20 protein-coding genes are annotated in these 20,473 nt (G+C 53.5%); 9 read left to right on the top strand and 11 right to left on the bottom strand.

Features of this window, described 5'->3' with window-relative positions; genetic code table 11:
- Positions 1-39: 39 nt before the first annotated feature.
- Together ROJ03_RS07075 and ROJ03_RS07080 are read right to left on the bottom strand one after the other, a co-directional pair.
- Positions 40-252, bottom strand: a complete 213-nt coding sequence (locus ROJ03_RS07075) for an MFS transporter (protein ID WP_313726311.1) — start codon at positions 250-252, stop codon at positions 40-42.
- Between the two features lie 63 nt (positions 253-315).
- Positions 316-888: an XRE family transcriptional regulator gene (locus ROJ03_RS07080; RefSeq protein WP_313726312.1), complete on the bottom strand. Its 573-nt coding sequence runs from the start codon at positions 886-888 to the stop codon at positions 316-318.
- A gap of 112 nt (positions 889-1,000) precedes the next feature.
- Between ROJ03_RS07080 and ROJ03_RS07085 the strand changes: the two genes are divergently transcribed.
- Together ROJ03_RS07085 and ROJ03_RS07090 are read left to right on the top strand one after the other, a co-directional pair.
- A complete protein-coding gene (locus ROJ03_RS07085; RefSeq protein WP_313726314.1) occupies positions 1,001-1,951 on the top strand; it encodes an NAD-dependent epimerase/dehydratase family protein in 951 nt (316 codons plus the stop codon).
- Positions 1,948-3,132: a glycine C-acetyltransferase gene (locus tag ROJ03_RS07090; RefSeq protein WP_313726315.1), complete on the top strand. Its 1,185-nt coding sequence runs from the start codon at positions 1,948-1,950 to the stop codon at positions 3,130-3,132. The genes ROJ03_RS07085 and ROJ03_RS07090 overlap by 4 nt, the downstream gene beginning before the upstream one ends.
- Here the strand turns inward: ROJ03_RS07090 and sbcB are convergent.
- A complete protein-coding gene (gene sbcB, locus ROJ03_RS07095) occupies positions 3,129-4,544 on the bottom strand; it encodes an exodeoxyribonuclease I (protein WP_313726316.1) in 1,416 nt (471 codons plus the stop codon). The two genes, ROJ03_RS07090 and sbcB, sit on opposite strands and share 4 nt — an antisense overlap.
- 93 nt (positions 4,545-4,637) lie before the next feature.
- Between sbcB and ROJ03_RS07100 the strand changes: the two genes are divergently transcribed.
- Both ROJ03_RS07100 and ROJ03_RS07105 read left to right on the top strand, forming a co-directional pair.
- Entirely contained in the window at positions 4,638-5,255 is a 618-nt protein-coding gene (locus ROJ03_RS07100) for a hypothetical protein (RefSeq protein WP_313726317.1), read from the top strand.
- A 15-nt stretch (positions 5,256-5,270) separates the two neighbouring features.
- A complete protein-coding gene (locus tag ROJ03_RS07105) occupies positions 5,271-6,581 on the top strand; it encodes a hexokinase (protein WP_313726318.1) in 1,311 nt (436 codons plus the stop codon).
- A gap of 50 nt (positions 6,582-6,631) precedes the next feature.
- On the opposite strand, the gene ROJ03_RS07110 is transcribed toward ROJ03_RS07105, so the two are convergent.
- The gene (locus ROJ03_RS07110; protein ID WP_313726319.1) at positions 6,632-7,276 is read right to left on the bottom strand and encodes a DUF998 domain-containing protein; all 645 of its coding nucleotides are present in this window, start codon (positions 7,274-7,276) and stop codon (positions 6,632-6,634) included.
- A gap of 325 nt (positions 7,277-7,601) precedes the next feature.
- On the opposite strand from ROJ03_RS07110, the gene ROJ03_RS07115 reads away from it, so the two are divergent.
- On the top strand, positions 7,602-8,027 hold the full coding sequence (locus ROJ03_RS07115; RefSeq protein WP_313726320.1) for a DNA mismatch endonuclease Vsr: 426 nt from the start codon (positions 7,602-7,604) through the stop codon (positions 8,025-8,027).
- Here the strand turns inward: ROJ03_RS07115 and ROJ03_RS07120 are convergent.
- Positions 8,002-9,939 (bottom strand): phosphoglucomutase, encoded by a 1,938-nt coding sequence (locus tag ROJ03_RS07120; RefSeq protein WP_313726321.1) that lies wholly within the window; start codon positions 9,937-9,939, stop codon positions 8,002-8,004. The genes ROJ03_RS07115 and ROJ03_RS07120 overlap by 26 nt on opposite strands.
- Positions 9,940-10,006: 67 nt before the next feature.
- Between ROJ03_RS07120 and ROJ03_RS07125 the strand changes: the two genes are divergently transcribed.
- Positions 10,007-10,849 (top strand): pyridoxamine kinase, encoded by an 843-nt coding sequence (locus ROJ03_RS07125; protein ID WP_313726322.1) that lies wholly within the window; start codon positions 10,007-10,009, stop codon positions 10,847-10,849.
- Positions 10,839-11,507: a hypothetical protein gene (locus ROJ03_RS07130; protein ID WP_313726323.1), complete on the top strand. Its 669-nt coding sequence runs from the start codon at positions 10,839-10,841 to the stop codon at positions 11,505-11,507. Before ROJ03_RS07125 ends, ROJ03_RS07130 begins: the two co-directional genes overlap by 11 nt.
- Here ROJ03_RS07130 and ROJ03_RS07135 read toward each other — a convergent pair.
- Positions 11,459-11,869 (bottom strand): hypothetical protein, encoded by a 411-nt coding sequence (locus tag ROJ03_RS07135; RefSeq protein ID WP_313726324.1) that lies wholly within the window; start codon positions 11,867-11,869, stop codon positions 11,459-11,461. The two genes, ROJ03_RS07130 and ROJ03_RS07135, sit on opposite strands and share 49 nt — an antisense overlap.
- A complete protein-coding gene (locus ROJ03_RS07140) occupies positions 11,866-13,161 on the bottom strand; it encodes a patatin-like phospholipase family protein (RefSeq protein ID WP_313726325.1) in 1,296 nt (431 codons plus the stop codon). The genes ROJ03_RS07135 and ROJ03_RS07140 overlap by 4 nt, the downstream gene beginning before the upstream one ends.
- 192 nt (positions 13,162-13,353) lie before the next feature.
- Between ROJ03_RS07140 and ROJ03_RS07145 the strand changes: the two genes are divergently transcribed.
- Entirely contained in the window at positions 13,354-14,328 is a 975-nt protein-coding gene (locus ROJ03_RS07145) for a radical SAM protein (RefSeq protein ID WP_313726326.1), read from the top strand.
- Between the two features lie 60 nt (positions 14,329-14,388).
- On the opposite strand, the gene pyrH is transcribed toward ROJ03_RS07145, so the two are convergent.
- The 4 genes from pyrH to ROJ03_RS07165 all read right to left on the bottom strand — a co-directional run bounded on the left by pyrH (position 14,389) and on the right by ROJ03_RS07165 (position 19,181).
- On the bottom strand, positions 14,389-15,078 hold the full coding sequence (gene pyrH, locus ROJ03_RS07150) for a UMP kinase (RefSeq protein ID WP_313726327.1): 690 nt from the start codon (positions 15,076-15,078) through the stop codon (positions 14,389-14,391).
- A 171-nt stretch (positions 15,079-15,249) separates the two neighbouring features.
- Complete coding sequence (locus ROJ03_RS07155; protein ID WP_313726328.1) at positions 15,250-17,463, bottom strand: glycosyltransferase; 2,214 nt, start codon at positions 17,461-17,463, stop codon at positions 15,250-15,252.
- The gene (locus tag ROJ03_RS07160) at positions 17,453-18,526 is read right to left on the bottom strand and encodes a lysylphosphatidylglycerol synthase transmembrane domain-containing protein (RefSeq protein ID WP_313726329.1); all 1,074 of its coding nucleotides are present in this window, start codon (positions 18,524-18,526) and stop codon (positions 17,453-17,455) included. Before ROJ03_RS07160 ends, ROJ03_RS07155 begins: the two co-directional genes overlap by 11 nt.
- Positions 18,519-19,181 carry a hypothetical protein gene (locus tag ROJ03_RS07165; protein WP_313726330.1) on the bottom strand — a complete coding sequence of 221 codons (663 nt, stop codon included), beginning with the start codon at positions 19,179-19,181 and terminating at the stop codon, positions 18,519-18,521. Before ROJ03_RS07165 ends, ROJ03_RS07160 begins: the two co-directional genes overlap by 8 nt.
- Before the next feature lie 153 nt (positions 19,182-19,334).
- Between ROJ03_RS07165 and ROJ03_RS07170 the strand changes: the two genes are divergently transcribed.
- Positions 19,335-20,444: an SLC13 family permease gene (locus tag ROJ03_RS07170; RefSeq protein ID WP_313726331.1), complete on the top strand. Its 1,110-nt coding sequence runs from the start codon at positions 19,335-19,337 to the stop codon at positions 20,442-20,444.
- Positions 20,445-20,473: the final 29 nt, after the last annotated feature.

The raw sequence follows: 20,473 nt of genomic DNA on the forward strand, positions 1-20,473 counted from the left end.
CTGCCATTTTCTAAGAGATAATAAAGCTGTCGTTAGAATTTATCGTTGTGAAATATAGGTTATGTAGCCGATGACCGGGTCGTTGACCGCATTCCATACGGAGTAGATGATGGTGGCCAGGGCTGCATATCCTGCAGCCAGGCCTACCTCTGTCTCATAGAACATGAAGACGATGGAGCCAAAGGCACCAGTCAGAAACTCTGCAATGAATTTCCCAAACCCATACGATGCCATGATCGGTGTCTTTGCCATGAGGACCTTCCTTTCTGTTTACCTCTTTATACAGCGTACACCGTGGTTTGTCAAAATGTTTGCTTAGCGCTTGTCCTGGGTGAACCGTACAACCATATGTACCTGGGCCGGCTGGCTTGAGAGGTTGGTAATGGAGTGTTCGATGTCGCAGTGGTAGACGAGGAAGTCGCCTTTCTTGATCTCTGCAGTGTTCTCCCCGACCTTTACCTGTACCGATCCCTTAACGACGGTGATGAACTCCTGGGTTCCCGGGTAGTGCGGTTCGCTGGAAAGCTTGGCATGGGCATCGAAGGAGACCATGTACATCTCCAGGTCCTCCACCATGTTGAGGGGTGAGAGGATGCGGATGGTAACCCCCTTGTCGTTGGTAACCAGCTTGGGCTCCTCCTCATCGGCGGGGTTGAGGGCGAAGACCCGTTTGGGCTCCCCTTCGGAGTCCAGCAGGTCGTTGAGCTCGACATTGAGGCCCCGGGCGATCTTCCATACGGTTGCAACGGTTGGGTTCACCTTGTCACTCTCGATCTGGCTGAGCATCGCCTTGGAAACACCAGAGCGCTCTGATAGTACATTGAGGGTCAGCTTCCTGCTGCTTCTTATGCGTTGTATGTTTTTGCCGATTGCTGGAGGGGTTTCCATAGTGACTCCTTATATTGAGTTTGACATAGTGAATATTGTTTAATATACTAAACAAAGACATTGTAATATTGCTTTACACCGTTGTCAAGGAAAGGGAGTTTCGGAGGTAGGTATGAAACGCATATTGATCTTGGGTTCGCTTGGGCAGTTAGGTTCGGAAATAGCGTACGAATGTCGCAAGCGGTATGGCAATGACAATGTTGTGCTTACCGACATCCGTGATGACATCAACCTGCCTCTGGTACAGGGAGGGCCTTTCTATAAGGTTGACTGCAGGGATGGGGAGGCCATCCTCGAGATTGTGAAAAAGCACAACATCGACACCATCTACCATCTGGCGGCCATCCTCTCGGCAACAGCCGAACGGAATCCCCTCAACGCCTGGAACATCAATATGGGCGGGCTGATGATAACCCTGGAGATCGCACGCCAGATGGGCTGTGCTGTCTTTACCCCCTCCTCCATCGGGGCCTTTGGGCCGACGACCCCCAAGAAGTTCACCCCCCAGGACACCATTCAGCGTCCTACCTCGATCTATGGGGTCACCAAGGTTGCAGGGGAGCTGCTTTGCGACTACTATAACCATAAGTATGATGTGGATACACGGGGCATTCGCTTCCCTGGAGTCATCAGCAACCTGACGCCTCCCGGCGGTGGCACGACAGACTACGCTGTGGAGATCTACTATGAAGCTGTGCGAAAGCACCACTACACCTGTTTTCTGCGGGGGGATACATACCTGGACATGATCTACATGCCGGATGCCGTACAGGCAGCCATCCAGATCATGGAGGCCAATCCTGCGAGGCTCAGGCACCGAAACGCCTTCAACATCGCCGCCATGAGCTTCTGCCCTGAGGAGCAGGCTGCCTATATCCGGACCCATATCCCCGATTTCACCATCTCGTATGAGATCGATCCGGTCAAGCAGGCCATTGCGGACTCCTGGCCCGATTCACTTGAGGATTATGCAGCCCGTGTCGAGTGGGACTGGAAACCCCAGTATGAGCTGGCTGCCATGACTGAGGATATGCTCAATACCATCAAGAGGAGGGAGCTGTGAACAAGCGTGTCGAACAAGAGTTGCAGGAGTTTCTCGATACCCTCAAGAGTGAGGGGCTGGAGAAGAAGGAGAGGATTCTCCTCAGTAGCCAGGGCCCATCCATCGAGGTAGGCTCTGCCAATGTCCGGAATTTCTGTGCCAACAACTACCTTGGGCTCTCTGACAACAGCCTTGTCATAGAGGCGGCCAAGCAGGCGATGGACAGGTGGGGTTTTGGCCTCTCCTCGGTCAGGTTCATCTGTGGGACGCAAACCATCCATAAGGAACTTGAGGGTCGTATCAGCTCATTCCTGCGCACAGACGACACGATTCTCTTCTCCTCCTGCTTTGATGCAAACGGAGCTCTCTTTGAGCCTCTGTTGGGTGAAGAGGACACGGTCATCAGCGATGAACTCAACCATGCCTCCATCATCGATGGCATCAGGCTCTGCAAGGCGAAACGTCTGCGCTACAACCACAGCGACATGAAGGCCCTCGAAGCTTGCCTTGTTGAGGCCAAGGCTTCCAGAAGGATCCTCATCGCAACCGACGGGGTCTTCTCCATGGATGGCGACATTGCCAAGCTCAGGGAGATCTGCGACCTGGCCGATACCTACGGGGCTCTGGTGATGGTCGATGACTCCCATGCCACCGGATACATCGGAAAGCATGGTCGCGGAACCCTTGAGGCCTGCGGTGTTGAGGGCAGGGTCGACCTTGTCACCACCACCTTCGGCAAGGCCTGCGGAGGTGCAAGCGGTGGGTGCATCAGCGGCCGCCAGGTATATATCGATCTCTACAGGCAGCGGGCTAGGCCATACCTGTTCTCCAATACCCTGGCGCCCGCCATCTGCGGTGCAACGCTGAAGGTGCTCGACCTCATCGAGGAGGGTACGGTCAAGGGTGAGAAGACCCTAGCCAACGCCCATTACTTCCGCAAGAAGATGGAGGAGGCCGGGTTCGACCTCGTAAAGGGCGACACTGCAATCGTGCCAGTGATGGTCTATGATGAGGTCAAGGCGGTAGAAATGGCTGACAGATTGCTTAAAGCGGGCATCTATGTCATTGGATTCTGTTTTCCTGTTGTTCCCAAGGGGAAGGCAAGGATCAGGGTGCAGCTGTCGGCAGTCCATACAAAGGAAGACCTTGACGCTGCCGTCAAAGCCTTCATTGCAGTGGGTAAGGAGATGTCCCTGATCTAGCCGAAGATGCTCTTTTCCAAGGCCAGGCCATACTCCTTGAGCTTGGCAAGTACCAGTTTGTCTTCTGCATTGAAGTCGGTGCTTGCCAGGTTCTCCTCGACCTTTCTCTTGTAGAAATTCAGGTTGATCTTGATCGTCCCTGGTGGGTTGAGGATTCTGTTTGCACAGAAGCTTCGCCACTTGCGTCGCTGCTCCTCATCCAGCACCTCGCTCCAGTTCCTGCCTACATGTCTGAACAGCATCTGGGCACAGCGGTTGTCCTCGAAGTCGAGGTTGAGCCTAAGCTTGTCCTTGGGCGTCGCCTTTCGGATGAGCTCAAACCGTTTCAGGTCTGAGTTGGGGAAAAACCCATCATAGAGCTGGAAATCCACATCCTTGACAGACTCAAACGTATCGGAAATTTCCCTCCCCACCAGCAGGAGGTTTGTGTTGTTGGCGATCTGCTCGTGGCGGAACAGGGCCAGGGGCTTGTCGAGTCCCAGCTTGATGGCAAGGCTATCGCTCAGGACGGAGAGGGGGCTGACAAAGGGGCACTTGTTCACTGCGATGGTGAATACCCCGTCGACCTTGAAGATGGTCTCGGCAGTTGCCTGGAACAGAGGTGCCGTATCCTTGGTAAGGTCAAAGCAGAGGATGCTGTTTGGATTTTCCTTGAGGTGGGTGATCGGGGTGATGAGGCGCGAGCAACCCTGCTTGTTGCTGAAGAAGGAGGCTGTGAGGAGCACAGGCTCCCCAAAGGGGGTCTGTACCACATCCTTGACCTTGGTCTTGTTTCGGAGGGTGAAGTAGTAGGAGTAGAGTTTGGGCTGCTTTTCCTTGATCAGGCGGGCGATGGCGATGGTTGCCTTCACATCGACAAGGGCGTCATGGGCCCCCTCCTGGGGGATGCTGTTGGCCTCTGTCAGGGCCGTAAGGCGGAAGGTGGGGTTTCCTGTCTCCTCTTTCCGTGGAGGCCAGGCTATTCCTTCTGGCCTGAGGTCATAGGCAGCCCTGACCAGGTCGATGATGTCCCAGCGGCTGCAGTTGTTGTCCCACTCCCGCTTGTAGGGGTCCATGAAATTCCTGTAGAGGGCATTGCGGATGAACTCATCGTCGAAGCGGATGTTGTTGAAGCCTGCCACCACCGTATTGGGGGTAGCGAACTCACGGTTTATCTGTTCGATCAGATCGCTTTCGCACAGGCCCTTCTCATTGACTTCCTGGGGGGTGATGCCGGTTATGAGGCAGGAAAGGGGGTCGGGAAGGTAGTCATCGCTCAACTTGTTGTAGAGCACAACGGGCTCGCCGATGGGGTTGAGGTCGTAGTCGGTCCTCTGCCCCGCAAATTGTGCTATGCGGTCATGGCGGCTGTCGAGGCCGAATGTCTCCAGGTCATACCAGAATATGGTGGGTTTTCTAGGGTTTGGGTTCATGTCCCTATCATAGCACAGAACTGATTTTGTGTCTTTTTTCTCTATCCGGTTGTTCTCTTTGTTTTAGTGGCATATTATGAAGGGGAGTTGCATATGAAAAGATTGCTTGTCGGCTTGATGGTCCTATTCCTCTGTCTGGGTGCATTTGCAAAACCTACAGCAAATGATGTCACCGTAGCTCTTGCCGCCATCACCGATTCCGCAGTCTGTTCTGTAGCAGGCTTCTTGAACACCCCTGCCCTGGAGCTGCAAGGCCTTGAACTGCTGTTTCGGGAAAAGCAGACACTTCCCTATGCACTGACCTTCTCCGATTCTGACCTGGGGAACTATCTGCCTGTGTTTGAGAAAACCAAGGGGCCGGCCGACCAGTCATTTTTCGCTTCCTTGTTGCGTTCGGCCAAAGGACCCCTCAACGATATTGCCTTGCAGTACCTGACGGTCCATGCCTGGGAGAAGGGCCATGCGATCCTCAACGGGGTTGCTGTCACCTTCTTTGGTGATGGGGTCACCCTCAGCTCCCTGATGGGAGCAGCTGTCATGAAGGGAGGGGTGCCTCCCATCGCCGTTGCCGTTGAGGTGATGGTATCTGGGCGCAGGGTAAGTGAGCCTGTCTATGTCGAGGGTGTCTTTCTTATCCAGAGTGATGCTGAGGGATATTTTGAAGTGAAGCCGGTTGAGCTTACCATAAACGGAGAGAATCCGCTTGTTTGATGATTAGGAGGAAGTATGGCAGACATCGTTGAGAGAAGTGAGGCATTCCTTGCCAAGTGGGGAGTATCCCCCTCAAGCATTGACATGCAGGGGTTGCTTGAGACATTCAAGGTAGAGATGGAACGGGGCCTTGAGGGCAAGAAGTCCAGCTCACTGCAGATGATACCTACCTATACCAAGGTGGTTGACGAGGTCAGGAAGGGGGAGAGCGTCATCGTCCTTGATGCAGGGGGGACCAACTTCAGGACCTGCCTGGTTACCTTTGACGATGAGGGGAAGGCCCAGATCGAGGATTTCAGGAAGACTGCCATGCCCGGGGTAAAGCAAGAGGTCAGTGCCAAGGAGTTCTTCAACTGCTTTGCCGATGAGGTTGAGCGGCTCATCGACAAGAGTGACCGTATTGGGTTCTGCTTCTCCTATGCCGCTACCATCACAGAAGACCACGATGGCATACCCTTGGTGTTTTCCAAGGAGATCAAGGCACCCGAGGTCATCGGAAAGCCTGTCGGTGCCAACCTGCTCGCCGAGCTAGGGCGCCGTGGCTACGATGTATCCCGAAAGAAGGTAGCCGTCCTCAATGATACGGTTGCAACCCTACTTGCAGGAAAGGCCGCACCGTCAACCATCCCCTACAGTGGGTATATCGGCTTTATCCTGGGAACCGGGACCAATACGGCCTATGTGGAGGACAACGCCAACATAGGCAAGATTCCGCTCAAGGATGGCGAAAGGCAGATCATCAACATCGAGTCAGGCAACTTTGACTGTTGCCCGGGGCCTCTTGACCGCTCTTTCTTTGACTCCACCAAACAGCCTGAGCAGTACCATCTTGAGAAGATGATAAGCGGGGCCTACCTTGGCCCTCTGAGTACCCTTGTGATAGGGAAGGCCATCGAGGAAGGCCTGCTCAGCCAGCAGTTCGCCAGGCGTTTCAAGGAAGTGGCACCCATAAACACGACAGTGATGAGCAACTACCTGGAGATGCCCTTCAACAGGGAGTATGCCCTGGTATCCTGTTGTGAAGGCAGTGACGATGATGCCATTGCGCTGTGGACCATCCTGGATGCCATCATCGCCAAGGCTGGCAAGCTTACCGCTGCCAACCTTGCAGCGACGGTATTGAAGAGTGGGGCTGGAACTGACCCAAGGAAACCTGTGTGCATCAATGCAGACGGCACCACGTTCTACAAGACCGAGTATCTGAAAAAGTACACGGAGTACTATCTGCACAAATACCTGCAGCTGGAGAATAAGCGCTACTATAGCTTTGTCAGGATCGATGATTCTCCGACCATCGGGGCTGCCATCGCGGGCCTGAGTGTGTAGGGCTTCCCGTCTGCAACCAGGGAGCTTGTCTGCTCCTTGGTTGTAGGTCCTCAGTTCTCGTTCCCTGCGTTCTGGGGAAAACCCCTGAACAGGTATATGCCAAGGAGTGCATTGAATCCAACGGCGGAAAAAACGCTGAACCGCTCGAAGATGCCGAAGAGCTCCTTCGGTGCCAGGCCACTCCCTATCGCTCCGATTACCATGCACGATAGGGCTCCTGTCGCCCAGAACGCCAGGGATGGATACTGCCCTTTCCTGAAGCCACCAACCATAATGAGGATCAGGGAGCCTAGGGAAAGGATGACTACTGAGGTCGTTACCACGTAGAGATGCATCCTGTCCTGGAATGTCCCTGCAAAGCCGCTGGCTGAGAGAGGGAAAATGGCGTACCCGACATAGGAGACCCAGGTCATCGCCGCAAACAGATATATCCCCAGGCAGATGGTCTTGTTCAGCTTCCCCACGACAAACAGACAGACCAGGGTAATGCTCACAACTCCACACACACCGTACAGTCTGCTGAGTTGGTTCCACAAGGCGAGCGAAGGAGAGGCTGCTGCACTGAGGTCACTGACTGCCTGGCTTTTCCAGTCATAGCCAGGGTACGCCAAAGGGGAAAAAACAACTGCCGCCGTGTATGACAAAAGGCTGGACAATCCCAGCAACCCCAACCAATTGAGCAAGGTTCTTTTCACCTGTACCTCCATGATAGCCTCGTTTGCAAGAGCTGACTGCAAGGAAACAGGAGACAGTGTAAGGGTGTGAGCCCTCCGAAGGCAAGGACTTTTCCCCTGTTCCAGGCCAGATATTCGGACCCTTGCCCTATGTGTAGGGTAGAGGATGGAAAGAAGTAGCCGGTACCTACCACACCTTTGACTTCCCCTCTTTTTTGTAACGGTGCTTTTCCTCTTGCTCAATCCCTGTTGTGGATAAAACCACTTTGAAAGAACCCTTGATATGGAAGGACCTTTTCCCTGGATGAAGGTGTCATTTCCTGTTGTTTCGTGCTACTCTCGGCATATGGCAGACCGACTATCCCCGGCTCAGAGAAGCAAGGTCATGAGCTCCATCAAGGGCAAGGACACCAAGGCAGAGCTTGCTGTCAGGCGCTTCCTCTTCAGGCAAGGCCTACGCTACCGTACCAACGACAGGCGCCTTGCAGGGAGGCCTGACATTGTATTACCCAAATACAGAAGTGTGATATTTGTCAATGGCTGCTTTTGGCATGGGCATGCTGGATGCCCCCTCTTTGTCCTGCCCAAGACGAACTCCCTCTTCTGGAAAGAGAAGATTGAAAAGAACAGGATTCGGGATGATAGGTCTGTCTCCACCCTTGTTGCAGAAGGATGGAGAGTCTTTGTTGTCTGGGAGTGCGAGCTGAAGGGCCGTTCGGTCAGGGAGGCGACGCTTCAGGGGTTGGTCAATGAGATCTGGGCCTTGGATTGACCGATGCCAGTGCATCGGCCCTTGCTATCAGGTCCCGCTGCCAGTCGATGAAATACTCATGCCGATGAGCATCCTCGCCCTCGCAGTCGGCCTGGACACGGAAGACCGGCTCGGTCTTGCTGCCACGCATCCAGATGCAGTCCGTAGCCTTTCCCTCACTATTGGTGAAGACTATCTTGTAGCCACCACTGAAAGGCTCGTTGCGATTCTCTTCCCCCATTCCCTCATGAACTGTGGTCCCTTCCATCTGGTAGGCCTTGTAGCCGGTGATACCAAACAGGGAGAGTTCCTCTCCTCTGGCTTCCCAATCGAGGAGGAACAGTTCTTCATAGGCTTGTTTCAAAGCACGCTGGGAAGAGGTGACCTGCATCTTCCCCTTGTCAGAGAAGGATGGGGTGGTGGTGAACCGGGGCAGGGTATCGATGATGGTCTCCAACGAAATGTTCATGGGAATCTTCATTTGGTTCGCTTTTGCCCAAAGCCTGAAAAGCTCGTCATTGGTCAGTAGCTTTACCAGGCTCATGATGGTGTTCATCGGGTCCCTGACCTTGGCTGGGTGGGTGATGTTTCCCCCATTCGAGCCCTCCCCAAGGATAGGTACCTGATACCCTTCAGTTCGTTTTTGGGCAGCCAGCTCAACTACGTTTGCTTCCCCTACCTCGGAACGGAAGACCTCGGCCCCGAGTGCCTCACAGATTTTGTCGATCCTCATGGAGGTAGGCCCGTTCACTGCTACCGCCAGTTTCGCTGAAGGGTTTTCCAGCCTGGCCTGGCAGAGCTCAGCAAGGACAACAAGGGCAAAGACACTCTGTGCTTCCATAATTTCGGCTTTCCCCGTGCTCTCCCTGATGAATACGAGGTTTCCCCTATCCCCATCATTGTCCGGCACATAGCCAAGGATAAACGCACTCTCTTTCTTGTGCAGATATTCCAGTGTCTCCCTGCAGGGTTCCAGGTTCTCTCCCTCAGGCACGATGCCATGGACTACCTGGCCAACCTTGTTGTTGAGCATGGCCATCTTGATGCCCAGGGAGTTGAGGAAGGTATAGTCTATGCTCACCGAACGGGCACTGCCATTGAGTTCGGCAACTATGCCTAGGGGTTTCTTTTCATTCCTTTCGTTGATGAAGCGGGAGAGGGCATGATGGTCCTTGATGGTTTCGCTTTTGCTTGCCGTTGTGAGGATGAACTGCTCATACCGCTCAAGGCTCTGTTCTTTCTGGCCTTTCACCGAGGTGAGGACATCCAGGTACCGTTGGTTGTCGAGGTTTGCGGAGAGGTTCTGGATATAGGATGCGGCGCCTTCTTCCTCAAAGAGGGAGCGAAACAGATCGGTTAGCTTTTTTGACTCCTCCCCGGAATAGACCCCTCCTGCCTTGCCGAACTTGAAGCCGTTGTGCCCGATCGGGTTGTGGCTGGCCGAAACATAGAGGAATGCATCCGCCTCATCGGGGAAGAGGTTGCAGTCGGCCATGATCTCAGGGGCTGCGCAGATGAAGAGGTAACGGACCCTGCAGCCAAGGCTGACCAGGGTGCGGCACACCAGGTCGCCAATAAGTCTTCCTGTTGGCCTAGCATCGAGGCCGACAAGGATGGTTGGGCTGCTCCCATCCAAGGGTGGGCAGACTCCGGTGTTTTTCTGTATCGCTTCCTTCTGTGCTGCGGGGGCGCCCAGATGCCTGGCAAGGGCGAGGGCTGCAAACATGGAGAGAACCCCATCGGATTCCTTGATGCTCCTGCCGGCATCCTCTTCATCACCACTCTCTGCAAAGACCTTCCTCCATCCTGAGGCAGAGAGGATCATGGAATCAAGGGCCTGTTGCACCTCCTCCTTGCTAGGGAGTGGAAAGGAAAGGATATCATACTGGTCATCGGCGATGATGAGGTGGCTGATGTGGTCATATACAAGCATAGGGTCCTCCGCAAGCCGAGTATACCATATATTGCGCAGTTTGCAGATGTGTTGTAGTGTGGTTTCTATGATACCAACCTGTGCTGCCTTTCATGACCTCTGCTCGTATTCCAAGAGTTCCCTAACTGTGGTGATGCCCACCCTTGAGGTGCTTGGCATTGAGGCCTGTCCCCTTCCCACAGCGCTTCTTTCCACCCAGACCGACGGGTTTGACCACTACCATTTTGAGGACAACACAGAGACTCTTACCAAGGTGCTCACCCATTGGGACGCGCTCGACCTTCGTTTCGATTCCATCTATTCCGGCTTTCTGGGCTCCTATGGACAGGTTGAAATCGTACGGCATTTCATTGACAAGCAACGAGCCACCCACAACCCCTTGGTGGTGGTAGACCCCGTCCTGGGGGATTGGGGAAAGCCCTACGACCCGGTCGATGCTCCCCTTATAGAGGCGATGCGATCGCTGGTCCTTGCGGCCGACCTCATCACCCCAAACACTACCGAAGCAGCCTTGCTGTTGGATAGGCCGATGCAGGATACTTTCAGTGAAGATGAGATCCTTCTCTGGGCAAGGGAGCTCTCAGAGCTGGCTGGAAGCTGGGTAACCATCACCAGTGTCCCTATCGGGGATGCTCATGCTGTGGCGCACTGCCATGAGGGTGAGTGTGGCCTTGTGTACTATGAGAATCTTGCCTCATCATATCCGGGGTGCGGGGACCTCTTTGCCAGCATGATGACAGGATTCCTCCTTAGTAAGGTACCCTTCCAAACAGCGGTAGAGAAGGCTGTAGCCTATAGCACCCTGGCGATAGACCGCACCCTGAAGGCTGGATACGAGAGGCGCCATGGCATAGCCCCTTCGCTCATATTCCCATCCCTCATAGAAGAGAGGGCCCAGTATGGCTCTTGATTGCCTGGTCGTTGCCTCCAGCGAAAGGGAATTGGAAGGATTCCTAACAAAAGTAGGTATTCTCTCCTACCATAAGGAAAAGAGCTATCTTCTCCTCGCTGTTGGGGTCTCCCAGGTGCAGAGTGCGCTCAATACCCTGCAGGCCATCATCGACTACCAGCCGAAGGCGGTCCTCTGTGTCGGGTATGCTGGCGCCATTGATAGGTCCCTTGCGATCGGCACACCTATCCTGGCAACATCGGTGGTGCAGTTTGAGCTTGACCTGCGTCCTTTTGGGCTTAAGCGGGGCGAAACATTTGGTAGGGGTGCTAACGAAGTGGTTGGTGAGCTTTCCCTTTCCGTTCCTCCCTACCCAGGGGCAACCCTAGCCAAGGGAGGGTCATCCGACAGGTTCCTCCTACGGCCTTGGCGGGAAGCCAATCCCTGGCTGGTGGATGAGCTTGGCCTTGGCTTTTCGGATATGGAGAGCTACGGGGTTGCCCTGGCTGCAAGGATGCACAACATTCCCTGTACGGTCTGCCGGGTCATCAGCGATGACGCTCAAGGCCGCCGTCCCAAGAACTACAGGGTATTCTGCCAGAAGGCCAACCAGCATTTTGTACAGGTACTCTACTCGTTGCTTGAGGCTCCCAGCGAGAAGTCCCCTACCAACTTATAGACCTTCCCATCCTTTTCCAGCCTGATCGCCCTTTCGGGAAAGTATTTTGGAATGAGCTGCTCGATCTTCTCAGCGGCTGCTTTTTCTACTGCCAACTCATCCTCCTGCCTGACTTGTGAAAGGGTTCGTAGTTCAACACTGAGGATGTAGCCCCGGCCCAGCTCGCTTCCATAGCCGAGGGTAAACTGGGTGCCTGTCGAGAAGAGTCCGTCATAGGCCACACTTGCAGCTTTGCCACGTGCCGGCCTGTTCGGGTGACGCGGGTAGTGGTCACCAAACAGATCTTCCAGATGGTCATCCAGTTCATCGCACATTTTGCGCATGACGGCCTCAAGTGCAATCTGTTTGGGATGGCTGCTCATGTCTGGACGCCCTCTTGTTTCCCGTCATCTTCCTGGATGTTGTATCGGGAGAGGAAAGAGTAGTACGAGGAGAGTTCCGGGCTTTGCATGGGAGGTTCTTCCTTTGCCCTCTCCACAATGGTGGGAGCAGGTAGTTGGTCAATCTCCTTAGGCCCAAGGGTGAGCTGGTCAAACAGTTTCCGGGCCTTGAGTTTCTCTGCAAAGGAGAGGATTCCCTCTTCATTGTCCCGATAGATCTCCAGGGCCTTCTCCTTCATGATGGCAAGGGCCGAGGTGCCTGTGGCATCAAGCTTGACCTGCTCGCCGAGTGTCCCATGGACACGGGTGTAGCACAGGTCGGGGATGACCGATGCGATGGCATCGGCTGCCTGCAGCTGGGAGCCTGCATAGATCTTCTGGATGGGGGTTCCCTTTGCAGGGTCAATCCACCCGATCACTCCCGACCCTGCACCGCTTATGGTAAAGCCAAAATCACTGCTTGCCGTAGAAAGCGAGAGGATGTGGAACTTCTTTGCATCGGGGTAGAGCTTCTTTGCTTCGCTGTAGGCAAAGAGTGCAGGGTTGTTTGCTATGATTCCCCCATCGATGAGGGTCTGCATGCACTCATCCTGACGGTCATACAGGTAGGCTGGCTTGAAGTAGGTGGGGGCGGCGCTGGTGGCCCTGCCTGCCTCCCAGAAGAGGTACCCATGGCTGTCCCGGCTGGAAAGGGGAAACGGTCTGCCGTTTGCCACATCATAGGCCATCACCATCAGAGGGACGACTGCATCCTTCAGTGCAATGTCTCCAAAGGTATCCTTCAGATATCTTTCCAATGGTTCGCTGTCATACTTGTCGGTAAATATCTGGGAGAATAGTCTGCCTTGGGTTTTCGGGAAGATCTCCTTGCCATGGTTGACGTAAAGTCGCTCAAGGGCACTGACCTGTATGCCAAAGGGGAGGGTCCCCATCAGTGTCTGTGAGGCTTTTCTGCGAAGGAGCTTGTCGGTAACCGTCAGCTCATTCTGGTCATAGATATAGCTGATGAACCTTCCATCGAGGGTGAGTTTTGTCTTTTCTGCTGGGGCTGCCAAGGCAAGGGCCAACAAGCCTCCTGTGGAGGTGCCTGCTATCAGGTCAAAATGGGCATAGAGCGGTCGCCGATCACCCTGTTCCTCAAGAAGCATAGCTATTTTGTTGAGCAGGATTGCTGGGATTATGCCACGCATCCCCCCTCCATCGATGGAGAGGATATATCGTTCTTCCTGGGTTTCCTCGGGTGTATTTTTTCGGAAAAAGTCGCGTATTGCCATAAGGTAAGAGTGATATATTTCCCCGTGTCGGTCAAGCATGCACAATTCTAAAGCAAAAAAGATGAGTAGCTGTCAGGGATAAATATAAGAATATGCTATATATTATTCCCAAATAGGAATAATATAATGTATCATTGATTACTGCAGAAAGGGTCTCTAGCGAAACGGTCTTTGATTCGTTAGAATGTACCCATGCATACAAACAACGGTCTCCAAGCGTACGAATCCTGTCTTCTCTGCCCAAACCACTGTAGTGTCAACCGCCTTCTGGGAGAGGTCGGCATTTGTGGCGAGACGGCGGAAATGAGGATTGCCTGGTCTGGCCTGCACCGTGGGGAGGAGCCCCCAGTAACGGGTGACAACGGATCGGGGATGATCTTCTTTACCGGTTGTCCCTTGCATTGTGCCTTTTGCCAGAACCATCAGATCTCAGGGGGGCAGAACCCGGTCGGAAGCATATTCTCCGTCGAGGAGGTTGCCCGCCTCATGCTCGCACTCCAGGGTTTTGGTGCAGCAAACATCAATATGGTTACGGGTACACACTTCATACCTTCCATTGTCCAGGCGATTGAATTGGCAAGGGAGGGTGGGCTTACCCTGCCCATAGTCTGGAATAGTTCAGGTTTTGAATCCTTGGAGGGGCTCTCCCTCATTGATTCCTATGTCGACCTCTATCTGGTCGATGTAAAGACCCTCGATAGGGAGGTAAGCGCAGCATTTTGCGGGCTTGCTGACTATGCCGGGCAGATTATCCCTGTGATGGAGTACTTGAAGGAGCGCCACCCCCGCGTTGAGGTGATGGAGGACGGGAGCCTGCAGGGCCTGCTTGTCAGGCATCTCTTGTTTCCGGGGACCCTGGACGCTACCAAGGAGTTCCTGCGGTATTTTGCCAAGGAGCTCAAGGATGTTGCCTATCTCTCCCTGATGGTTCAGTTTGTGCCTCCCTTGGGTGATGTCGTCTTTGCTGAGATCACCGAAGAGGAGTATGACGAATTGCTCTCCCTGTTGGATGAGCTTGGCATCGAGGATGGCTTTGTGCAGGAGCTCAGCGAGAATATCTCCTGGATACCCGATTTCAACCAGGATGTTCCCTTTCCAGCTAGCTTTGCCGATGTGCTGCCCCTTTTCCTGGAACTGAAGGAACACCACAGGAGTGTTTCCCTCTAGGCCATAAAAAGGGAGATACCCCCAATGGAAATATCCCCCTTTTTTTATGATCAATTCCTGTTACCCGATCACGGTCCCGACAAACTCCTCTTTGTTGAGGATCGCCATGGTATTTGCAACATTTCTGCCATCGGCACAGATGACCTTCATGCGTAGCTTTGCCGCCCTCTTGCTTGCAATGGGGTCGAACGGGGTGTTCTTTCCCGGGACCCAGGTAGAACCTACCAGGATCTTGAACTCATCCCAGCTGATGGTGTCCAAGGGCTTTGCATCTGGGTTCTGCTTCGGGTCATCGGTATAGACCTTGGCTATGTTTGAGAGGTTGATGATGAGCTTTCCCTGGAAGCGTTCTGCAAGGATTACCGCATCATTGTCTGTAGAGAAGCCGGGCTTCCACCCTGCAGCCACCAGAACCTGGCCCTTGAACACTATGTGTCCTGTAGGGTCGGTGATGATGTTGTCCGTACACAGGTCACTGAACATCGCCTTCACCAACTGTGCGTTGATGTGTGTTGCCCTGATGCCAAGCCAGTCCTGCTCTTCACTCGGGGCATCTGCCATGATCTCTCTCAGGGCCTGCTGGTAGACCCTAGCTGGGGCTCCACCACCACAGACCAATATGATTTTTCTGCTCTTATCTTTTTTGAGATATGCTCTCAGGTTTTCATTCAGTTCCTTGAGAAAGGTAGTATCTACCTTGTCCGGTGCTATGATCGATCCGCCCAATGAGATGACTGCCAAATTGTTCATCTATTCCTCCGCTTCCCCATCCTACCAAATAATGCGGCAGTTCTCAATCAGAGAAGTGGTGCAATGTTCTGTTTCCTTGCAAAAGGCCTGAGGGAAAAGGGAACAAGGATTTTGGCAGGGTCTCAAGACAGGGCTCTGCTTCAAATGCCTTGGGGGTACTGTGGTGGTTTTTCAGAGCTGTCTTGCCTTGTATAGGAGTACCACCCGCTGGTAGAGGGCCTCCACCTTCTGGGCGATGTTCTCTTCCGAATAGGATTGGGCAAAGATTTTGCTGTTGGCAGAAAGCTCACTGAGCCCTGCTGGGTCTGACAGCAGGGATGCTACAGCCGCTGCCCAGCTGTCGGTACTTTCAGGGACCATCATTCCATTGTACCCATTCTTGACGACATCGTGCACACCGCTGGAGCGTACTGCAACGACGGGACACCCCCCTGCCATTGCCTCGACCAACACCATCCCTTGGGTCTCGCTTGTTGAGGAGAAGACGAAGAGGTCCCCTGCACGATAGATGCGGGTAACCTCCCTGGGTTCCAGGTTGCCGGTAAAGGTAACCACCTCTCCGAGTCCTAGTTCTGCCACCCTCCCTTCCAGGTGGGAACGCTGCGGCCCATCACCCACCAACAGGCAGGTGAACTTGACAGGGCAGAGGGCTTTGACCTTTGCCAGCCCGGCAAGGAGGAAATCAAGGTTCTTCTCTTCGGCAAGGCGTGAAACGGTGATGAGCAGCAACTCATCTTCCTTGGCATAGGAGAGGCGGCACTGCTCTACCTGCTCGTCAGTCCAGGAGTCATAATCCTGCAGCTTGATACCGGTGGGGATGGTCTCTATCAGGGCCCTGACCCCCAGGTTGCGCAGGTACTCTTCGGTGGACGCTGTCGGGGTAATGATGGCATCACAATGGTTGGCAACATGCTTGATCCTCAGGTGGGCGAGAATGTTCTTCAGCGGCGCTCCCTGGATAGGCAGATAGTGGATGTATTTCTCGAGACGGGTATGGTAGGTCAGCACGATCGGGACCTTTCTCCGTCGAGCAAGATGCAACCCTTTGACGCCAAGCCAGAAGGGGTGATGGATGTGTACTAGGTCACAATCGAGGGCTTTGAAGGCATGTGCAATCTTGTGCGTGAAGAGGTTGACGATCGGGAATCCTGACAAATTGGCATTCAGGAGCCTCGGACAGCGGATGACATGGTCCCTCTCGTCGTCAGCCGAAGGCTCAGGATAGGCTGGGGCAAAGATGTGCACATGGTTTCCCAGTTGGGTAAGCCCTGAGGCAAGGCGTTGGATGGAGAGTGGGACCCCCCCAATGAAGGGGAGGTAGTTGTTGGTGAACATGACGACCGAAAGGCTCTTGTGTTCGGCTTCCTCGTCCACGCTGAAATCCCGGTAGAGATGTTCCTGCTTGAGGATCAAAAAGTAGAGGCGAAGGGCAATGAGACCGATGGCGGTCACTATCAGCATCAGGTTGAACAGGCTCATGCTTACAAAGGAGTGCAGTGATAGCTTCAGCCGCTCAAAGCCCTCACTGAAACGGGAGATGGCATCAGGGGCTGTGATGTTTTCGTAGGAAACGGTGGTAGGGCCTACAGTGACTCGTACGATCTGATAGGGGGAATCGCTCTCCAGAAGCAAGCCTCCCGCTGCCCCGGAGATAATGTACTGCACCCCATCACGCTCTTCCTGGAAGAAGGTGGGGAATCCTGCTGAGAATACTGCCGTTACCCCATAGGTGACAAACAGGCTATGGAGTTTCTTGCCTACCTCTTCATCCACAACATATGTGGCGTGTTTTGCCCCATATCCTTCAAGTTTGTAGATCGATTGGTTCATGCATACAAATCGGTATTGGTAGTGTTGTGCCTGTTTCAGTTCCTGTTCAATCCAATGGTACTGCCACTGCCAGGAGGTCTGGCCCGTGGTGTCCAGAAACAAGAAATAGGCATTCTGTAGCGGAAAAGAGAAGAAGTAGGGGCCGAAGTGGCGATAGAACAGGGTGGATCCGAAATCCTCCACCTCATTATTGCCAACCGTCATCACTTGGGGGATGGCGAGTTTTTTCAGGCCGCGGTAGAGGAGGCGGTATTTCCCTTCGGCCCCGTCGTAGACTGCATTGCCAAGCGATACCATGAAGTCTACATCGTTACCCTCTATGAGGGGGATGATTCTCTGTTCGAACAGGCGCATGGAGTTCCGTATGTTCCCAACCACGGCAAATTGGAAACCCTGGCCTCCGTCAAGTGTGGTTTCAATCCTGGTGATGTTGTCAACATTCCGGTTCTGGTAATCCCCTTCATTGAAGAAGAGATAGATACGGTAGCTGACCAGGCTTGCCATCAGCAGGACAAGGAGAACCAGCAGTAGGGTCAGCCGTTGTTTATAGTGCATCTTCGCCTCTCCTGCCGCGCTTGAAGAATGCTCCGAAGGTGATGAGCATACCAATTACCACCCCGATGTAGATGGTCAGGAACCTCCAGCTCAGGACAAGGGGGGCTATATCCTGAGTATGTACCAGTTGGGCGAACAATAGGCCAAAGCCTCCTTCTGCAACTCCTGAAGCCCCAGGGGTTGGGGCAAAATACATGAAAAAGGTTACTACCACCTGAAAGGCCAAGATTGTCCATGGTGAGGCCTGGTAGCCCATGGCCCTCATGATCACGAGTGGAAAGGAGAACAGCAACAGCAGAAACAGGGCGGTGGTGGCTACCGATAGGCTAGCCCATCCTGGTCTCCCCTGAAAGAAGGTCTTGAAGCCTTCGCTGAAAGATCTCAGTTCGGCACAAAGCTTGACATAGAGGGTGCGGAACTTTTTAGGGGTGAGGATCCTGAGTTTCCTGAGCACAAGCAGGAGATGGTACATCCAGCGTTTCACCACCTGTATCCTGAACAGGAAGACCCAGAAGAAAAACAGGAATCCGACCGATAGGGCTGTGATGATATAGAGCAGGCTCCGGGTCGAGAACATGCTGAACTGGCTGGGGTCTATCCAAATGATGATCGGGGTAAGGATGAAGAGGATCAAAGCAGAGATCATCGTCCGTAAGGTGGTTGCAGCGGTCGCCTGACCGAGGGACATGCCCTTGCGGGTCATGAAGTAGACCTGTATGAAGCCTCCTCCTGTCGCCAAGGGGGTTACATTGGAAATGAAGATGTTCACAAAGACAAGCTTGAGAAGGTAGGGGAAGGGGATAGTGGCTCCCAAGGCACGGATCACGCAGTAGAGGCGCAGAGCATCAGCGAGGAAGTAGAGCCCCAGCAATACGGTCAATATCAAGATGTTCCTTGCCGTCAGGATAGAGGGAGGCAAGCTGAGCTTTCCGGAAGAAAAGTAGGAGTGCATGAAGAGGACACTCAGATAGGAGAGGGTGAAGAAGAGGATGGCCAAGCCAAGGTAGGTCCAGAGCTTGCGTTTGTTGAAAGGACGGGAAGCTTTGATTTGCTGGTCAGACATCTCGTTTTCTCCTGAGGATAGCTTCGGCTCTCTTCTGCAGGCTGTCAAGCTCTCCGTTTATCCGTTCGGAAAGGGTGTCGAGTTCAGCCCTGCTGGGATGGTGTGGGATGGGGATAGGCTCTCCGAAAACCAGGCAGAGGCGGGAAAAGGGGAGGGGGATCTCCAACTTGTCCCATCGTTTTGATACGGTAAGGTGCCTTCTTGCATAGACATTGACCAAGACCAGGTCGAGGTCAAGCATCCCTGCCAGGCGGATCAGGCCCTGTTTGGTCTGATGGTAAGGCCCCAGGGGGCCATCGAGGGCGGTTCCGCTTACCTGTACCTCTGCAAGGTCGTGCAACATCTGCTTGAAGGCATCAAGTTTGGGTTCATCCGGAATTTGGGTATTCTGGTAGCCGAAGCTTCTGCATATTTCCCCTAGGATGCCACCCCGGACAGAAAGGCTGGTGATTACGCATGCATCATAGCCTTCGAGCAATGGGAAGATCGGTACATATTTCCCATGCCAGAATCCTATGAGGCAGCGCCTCCCACTCTCATAGTACTGGTCAAGGTAGGACCTTCCTTCGACCTGTACCCGCCACGACCTTCGCACCAGGCGCAACATGGTGGCAAACAGAAAGCCTTTGGCTGAGATTCTCTTCGAATGATCCACCGGATACCCTCTCTTGCATCCTCAGATGCGTATGACTACTATAGCATATGCCTATGCCCAGGACATACAACGTTTTGACACTCCTCATCCCCCAATTGCATAAGAGCTGAATCAGCTATATCGTTGCCTAGACACAAGAGGGAGCCCAGTTTCATGAGCAAGACCAACATAGTGGCATTCATCAAAAAAGAGCCGGTTCTGTCAATTTCCTGGGTGCTTGCCCTTGCATCCATGGCCTTTGTCCTTCCTTCTCCCCGATACCTACGGTACATTGACTGGAAGGTGCTTGGCTGTCTGTTTGCACTTATGCTTGTGGTGGCGGGATTTCGAAAAATGTTCCTCTTTACCAAGCTATCGACGGTGCTCTTGCAGTATGCCCACACCCCAAGGCAGGTTGCCGCACTGTTGGTAGGGCTTACCTTCTTCACCTCCATGGGCATCACCAATGACGTTGCCCTCATCACCTTTGTGCCCCTGACCATTGTGGTGTTTTCTCTTTGCAATGAGCAGAAACCCATTCTCATGACAGTGGTACTCCAAACCGTTGCTGCAAATGTGGGCAGTGCCCTTACCCCGGTTGGGAATCCCCAGAACTTGTTTCTCTACTCCTTCTACTCACTCCCTTTACCGGCATTTTTCCTCACCATGCTTCCTTTTGTGGGTATTGGGGCCCTGCTTTTGTGGGTGTTGCTTTTCCTGGTACCTTCCCGTTCCGACGATTTTTGCCTGCAGGTCCAGGAGGTCCCTCAACTGGACGGAAAACAGTTGCTGAGGTACCTCTTGCTCTTCTTGCTCTCGATAGGGGCTGTGTTCAACCTGGTACCCTGGTATCTTGCCGTAGTGCTGGTCATTCTCTTTTCGGAGAAGACCTTGCTGAGGAAGGTCGACTACTCTCTGCTGTTGACCTTCATTGGCTTCTTTGTGTTTGTGGGCAATCTTGGTGAGCTCGAACAGGTGAGCAAGGCCTTGCAAGGTCTCTTGCAGGGCAGGGAATTTCTCACTTCGCTGCTAGCGAGCCAGTTCATCAGCAATGTCCCTGCCACCCTATTGCTCTCCCAGTTTACCGAAAACGGCAGGCAGCTCCTTCTGGGAGTCAATGCCGGAGGATGCGGAACCCTAATAGCCTCGATGGCTTCGGTTATATCCTTCAAGTATTATGCACAGTACAAGCCTTCTGGTGCAGGAACATACCTGTTTGCCTTTACCTGGATTAACATACTCTTCGTAGCACTGTTTGTGGGCGTCTGGCTAGTGTTGTATTAGGGTAGGGATCGGTAAGGAACCAGGCCCTA

Origin of the sequence: Sphaerochaeta sp. PS, assembly GCF_032144095.1 — a bacterium.
Taxonomy (GTDB): domain Bacteria; phylum Spirochaetota; class Spirochaetia; order Sphaerochaetales; family Sphaerochaetaceae; genus Sphaerochaeta.